Source organism: Sporosarcina sp. AD_1, assembly GCF_057373025.1.
Window position 1 is genome coordinate 1 of the sequence record NZ_JBPVIR010000022.1, and the last position, 6,110, is coordinate 6,110.

Below are 6,110 nucleotides of genomic sequence, written 5' to 3' on the forward strand. Positions count from 1 at the left end.
TAACGCACAACACTGTGCGTTTTTTAATGCTATTTATACTGATAATTATGGTGCGAATCATATTCTGATTAGGATGGTAATTGAAGTGTGTTTTAACGTTTTCTCCCCATCAACCGAACCCGTTACTGAAAGATATTAATTTTTTTTTACCTTGAAGGACGTCATTCTACAATTAAGAGTGATTGCTGAAACGGTGAGCCTACTTTCCAATCAAGTGTTAATAAAACATAAAGGCAGTAGTCGAACAATTAGCATGCATCTTTTATTGATAACCCAACAAATGTAGGCGGAAACTAACTTCATGTGATGTGATTTTTTGGAGGAAGGAAGGTAATTCTTTCACAGCTAGTAGAGGAGCAGTAAGCTTTATAGGCAAGTTGACAAAAAGATAACAAGCCATCAGTACCTTAAATATTGACACTACGGCATAAACATATTACGATTTTTTCGATTGATAGTTTTTTTATGTTAAAGGAGTTTTGTAATGTCTATTCAGTTTGAGCATTTTCATAATTCACATCAGAAGATTGTTGAGGTCGCGCGTGATCTGTTCATGGAATTAGGCTATAGAGCTGTTTCAACCCGAAGAATTGCTGAAGACTGCGGGATTACACAACCAACCCTTTATCATCATTTTAAAAATAAAAAAGCTATTTATGTAGAAGTGTTAAAATCAGAGTTGTTAACGATGAAGGCAGCATTAAAGCAAATTATTGAACGATTTGGAGATGATCTAGAAGAGTGTTTGTTTCAAGTTACCTATCATATATTGATTAATAAGCCTTCATCCATGGGGCAGATGTTTCAAGACATTGCGAAAGAGTTAGACGAAGAGCATCAAAAGAAAATAAAAGAATGGTGGGTGGAAGCCTATCAAGAACCAATCGCTTCTATTTTTGAAAAAGGGATTACAGAAGGGCATGTAAGAAACCCTGCAGCATTTGGTTCATATCCTATTCCTTCTGCCTATTTACTTTTGAACTTAATTTCATCAAATCATACGGAAGAGCAGGAAGATGCGGCAAAGCAGCAGGCAAGATTTTATACGAATGTATTATTGTATGGATTAGCTTCATCTAATCAAAGGGAAAAACAATAATACATGCGCCGTTCCATGTCCCATTTCTTTGGGAGTATACTTCTTTTTTTTGTATACTTATCAATCGATTGATAGGGAATTTGTAAGAATCAACCAATAATGATATTGAAACGCGGGAGGTAAGAAGATGGATTTTTTAACGAGATTTAGTTTAAAGAATGCTATGGCAGTCTTCATTATTTCGTTTTTACTTGTACTTGGCGGTGTTTATTCTTTTTCAAAATTAAAGGTGGATCAATTTCCGGATATTGAATTCCCTCAAATTTCGATAGAGGCTGTGTACCCAGGTGCTTCGCCTGAAGATGTGGATGAGCAGGTCGTATCAAAGCTTGAGAATCAGATGAATTCGATAGAAGGCGTTACGAAAATCACAAGCTCTGCTTACGATAGCATTGGAATTATTACGTTGGAGTTTCCGTTTGATACAGATCTGGACAAAATTGAGCAGCTCGTTAGTTCAGCAGTTGATGAGGCGGGCTTGCCTGATGAAGCAAGTATTAAGCTGAATCGGTTATCGTTTGGTTCCTTCCCAATCTATAACATTTCGTTTTTCAGTAAAGATGGAGAGAATATCGAAAAGTTAATGAAGGATGAAGTGATCCCTGAACTGAAAAAAATCAAAGGGATTAATAACGTATCCGTTGCCGGTTTAACGAACAATCTTGTGCAAATTACAGTGGACAAAGATAAGGCAGAACGTGCAGGTCTTTCGCTGAGTGGGATAAAAGAACAAATCAATGAGAAGTATCTATCCTTCCCAGCTGGTGAATTATCAGAGAATAACGAGCAAATTCCTATACGCGTAGAAGAAAATATAGATTCGCTTTCGAAACTGGAAAATTTAGAGCTGAAGCCTGTTTTCGGATCCGCTCCATCTACTGAACAATGGGGTGCTCAAGGAGCCTCACCTCAACAAGCCGAAGTCATTCGGTTAAAAGACATTGCTACTATTAAACAAATCACGGATCAAAACGAAATCGCGCGTTACAATGAAAAAGAATCTTTGGCCATGGCGATTACAAAGAAACAAGATGCCAATACAGTAGAAGTCGCAGATAAAGTAATGAAGGTTTTACAGAAGTATGATGACAAGATTGCTTATGAGATCAGCATCGACTCCGCAAAAGATATCGAGAAGTCCGTAAGCACATTAGTGAAGGAAGGCTTATTAGGTGCTCTGTTTGCCTCTATTGCCGTCTTAGTTTTCTTGCGCAACACAAGAGCAACTATTATTGCAATTGTTTCGATTCCATTGTCTTTGCTCATTGCCGCCATTTTCCTAAATCAATTCGATATATCGTTGAATATCATGACTCTCGGAGGAATGGCCGTAGCTGTGGGGCGTGTAGTGGATGATAGTATAGTCGTCATCGAAAATATTTTTAGGCGTGTTTGGAAATCTAATGAGGGCATGTCGGACAAAATTATTTTGGAATCAACTAAAGAAATATTAAAGGCTATTACGTCGTCGACACTTACAACGGTTGTTGTATTCCTTCCAATTGGATTTGTAGGCGGAATAACAGGGAAGTTCTTCTTACCTTTTGCCTTAACAATTATTTTTTCATTGTTAGCGTCCTTGCTAGTAGCCATTACGATTGTTCCTATTTTAGCTAAGTTCTCCTTCAAAAAAGTGCCGGCTGAGGAAAAGGAAGGCGCCTTGCAAAGGATATACGGGAACATTATAGAGAAGTCACTAAATCACAAGATGATTATCTTAATTGTATCGGTTTTATTACTCGGTGGATCGTTTGCAGTTGTGCCTTCATTAGGATTTACTTTTATTCCGAATGAAGAATCCAAAATATTAACGGCTTCTATCGAGCTTCCGTCATCCACTTCGTTAGAAAAGACAAACGAAGTTTCATTGCTTGTCGAAGACATGTTTAGCAAGCAAGATGAGATTGACGATGTCACAGCTTCTGTTGGGGCTAGAGATTTCGCAACAGGGTTAAGACTTAAAAACAAAGCAAGCTACTTTTTGAACTTGAATAACAATGTGGATGTAGAGAAAACGATCAAATCGTTAGAAGAAAAAATTGAAATGATTTCGAAGGAAGAAAAGGCCGATTTGAAAATAACCGTTCAAGAGTTAGAAACAGGCGGACCTCCTTCCAATAATAATGTCGATGTAGATTTGTTTTCAAATGATTTAGATGCGCTGCAAGAAGCATCCAAGCTAGTAGAAGAGTATTTGCAGCAAAATAATAACCTGAAATATGTCACAAACAATTTCAGTGAAAAGCAAAAGCAATATTTAGTTACAATTGATCCAGAAAAAGCAAGTTATTACGGGTTATCCGGCTTCCAAATTCTTGGAACGATTAGCGAACAGACGAAACCAGTCAATGTTGGAACATTAACATTAGATCGTCAAGAACAAGAGGTTCAGATTTCCTTAAATGAGACGCTGCAATCTAAGGAAAATTTAGATGATGTGACATTGTTCTCACAAAAAGGACCAGTTAAGCTTTCGGAAATCGCCCGTGTAAATCAAATTGATGCCTTTACATCTATTCAAAAATTAGATAGTAAAGTATACGCTCGGGTTTCTGCTCAGGTGAAAGGAAACGATGTGCAGGCTGTATCATCTGAAGTAAAGAAGGGAGTAGAAAAATTAACCCTTCCGGATGGCGTCTCCTTGACGAGTGGAGGCGGAAACGATGATACAGTAGAAATATTCCAATCGCTTGGAATCGCAATTATTGTGGCCATTGGGCTTGTCTATTTAACAATGCTCATTACGTTTGGGAAAGCCCGTATTCCATTCATTATCTTGTCTTCGCTCATTTTTGTGCCGATTGGCTCACTCGTTTCACTTTATCTTGTTAAAGAGCCTTTATCTGTCAGCGTTATGATTGGCTTTTTGATGCTCATCGGAATTGTGACAACCAATGCCATCGTGCTTGTGGATCGAATTGGCCAAAACAGAAGACGGGATTTAACTATAAGAAAGTCTTTAATTGAAGCTGGAAAAACAAGATTGCGTCCAATCCTGATGACCGCTTTTGCAACAATTGCGGCGTTAATCCCTCTTGCTTTGACAACGTCGTCAGGCACACTAATTTCAAAAGGATTAGCGGTTACAGTCATTGGAGGGTTAACTTCTTCCACTTTGTTAACTTTAGTCATTGTACCAGTCGTATACGAATTGTTCTTCTTTAAGACTTCAAAGAAAGAGAGAAGAGTAGCAACTAAATAACTTCGGATTCATAGTAATCTCCCTTTGGGCTTTACAATCCAAAGGGGGATTTTTGTACTTGCCGGGACAGGCAATTCCAAGGCTGTGAATGTCCAATACAAGTTTGGCCGTAAAGTAGTTGCCAATGACCACCCATCATCAATTGTTTAATGGCCTACCTCAATGGGAAAAATACACTGCAAGGACTTGCCGATTAAATAAGCTGCTTTCTTAGCAAATTCGCTCCATACTACATAGAATTTGAACGGGGCATCGCTTAAGATCAGCATTAAATACAACGCAAAACATGAGGAGACCTGCCTACCATGGAAAATAATCCATCCTATTTTTATCAGTTTCTAGAACCGATATCCGATGACCTGTCCCAAATGGCGAACGGGCTTGAAAAGAGTATTTATTCCAGTCCACAGACCATGTTGATGCATGCACGTACATTTGTTGAAGCGATTCTGCAGCGGGTCATGATTGCTGAACAGCTGTCAGGGGAGGATAACCTGACACTGAAAGAAAGGATTGATCTGCTGGAGAAGAAGGGCATACTCGAAAAGGAAGTCCTTGATGCGCTTCATCAAGTTAGGATGAACGGAAACTCAGCGGCACACGAAACGAGGAATTTCCGATATTCGGAGGCACTCCTTTCTTGGGAGGCAATCTATATGATCGTTCGGTGGTATGTGATGAAATACTCTCCTCAAGATGTGAAAGTGCCGGCTTATCAGGATCCTGAGCCAAGGAAAGGTGATGAAACGGAAGTGTCCGAACTGGAGGAGAGGCTGCAAAAGATGGAAGCCTTAATCCGTTCCAACATTCAACAACAGAAAGGTCTCACGGAAGAAATGGAGACAGCTGCGAGTTCAGGTTCCCCTGAAGATGCACTGCCGGGCCTTGCATCGGTTCGCACAATCGTGTATAAAGACCGCAGCTTGGAAGTTCCACATTTTCTTCGGGACGCCTTCCTGCTGCCGCAAAGGTTTGAGAAGTCGGGACGATTTCTCTCCATGCTGGGAGCCGAAGAGGAAGTGAGGGTGATGAGTGAACTGCCGAATAATCTGGAGGGACTGTATGAAGATGTGGAAGGATTCAGTGAAGAACATGATGAGATGCTATTCACAGAACTGAAGCACTTCATTAAAGAAGAGACAGCCAGGCGTGAAGTGGAGCTTGGGCATCCGGGGAAACTTATCTTGTTCTACAAGTCGGATTATGTCATCATTACCGACCAATTGGCGAACATTTCCCTCACCGAAGAGGAATTCGCTGGAAGCCCAAGCCTCTTACGGCAGCTAGAAGAAGACCAAATTGAACGGGTGGGACAGCTTCCTAAAGACTTAGTGAATTTAACTAAATATGACGATGTGGGATTAGCTGAAGTGGAAGAGCTATTTGGGCAATTGAAAGGGAAGTAATCTTTCTTTAAAGTATGGCGTCTCAAAAGGAATCCAATACAGGATAAGGCATGCATTCATTGATTGAAAAGGTATTTTAGAATAAATAATGCGTTCGACAAAAGCCGGTTCTTTGCCAAAAGAATCGGCTCAGACTGTAGACAAAGTCACTTTGAGATGAATAGAATTGCATATACCAATCGGCAGTGAGCGCAACTTCGCTTTCCATGGGCTTGGCTTCAGCCAATGGAACAGCGAAGGGTTCGATTTGTATAATTCCTGCGCCTCGCGCAGAAATTATACATCCGTTGCTCGCTACGCATTCGCTTTAGCTCGCAAAAGCCGTACTACGCGACGGCTTTGCCTGCGGGGTCTTCAGCTCAAGCTATTCCCATAGGAGTCTTCGTTGCGCTCCCTGCCTTTA

3 protein-coding genes are annotated in these 6,110 nt (G+C 40.3%); all 3 read left to right on the top strand.

Translation table 11 applies throughout. The annotated features are described in order from the left end of the window. Positions 1–484: 484 nt before the first annotated feature. Complete coding sequence (locus ACSW3C_RS20120; RefSeq protein WP_486564874.1) at positions 485–1,099, top strand: TetR/AcrR family transcriptional regulator; 615 nt, start codon at positions 485–487, stop codon at positions 1,097–1,099. A 127-nt stretch (positions 1,100–1,226) separates the two neighbouring features. Further along, the gene (locus ACSW3C_RS20125) at positions 1,227–4,301 is read left to right on the top strand and encodes an efflux RND transporter permease subunit (protein WP_486564875.1); all 3,075 of its coding nucleotides are present in this window, start codon (positions 1,227–1,229) and stop codon (positions 4,299–4,301) included. Positions 4,302–4,606: 305 nt separating this feature from the next. Further along, a complete protein-coding gene (locus ACSW3C_RS20130; RefSeq protein ID WP_486564876.1) occupies positions 4,607–5,707 on the top strand; it encodes a DUF4145 domain-containing protein in 1,101 nt (366 codons plus the stop codon). Positions 5,708–6,110: the final 403 nt, after the last annotated feature.

What these genes read in the sequence shown, in the direction of transcription:
- ACSW3C_RS20130 (WP_486564876.1), top strand. Translation starts at nt 4,607, where the DNA reads ATGGAAAATAATCCATCCTATTTTTATCAGTTTCTAGAACCGATATCC.
- ACSW3C_RS20125 (WP_486564875.1), top strand. Translation starts at nt 1,227, where the DNA reads ATGGATTTTTTAACGAGATTTAGTTTAAAGAATGCTATGGCAGTCTTC.
- ACSW3C_RS20120 (WP_486564874.1), top strand. Translation starts at nt 485, where the DNA reads ATGTCTATTCAGTTTGAGCATTTTCATAATTCACATCAGAAGATTGTT.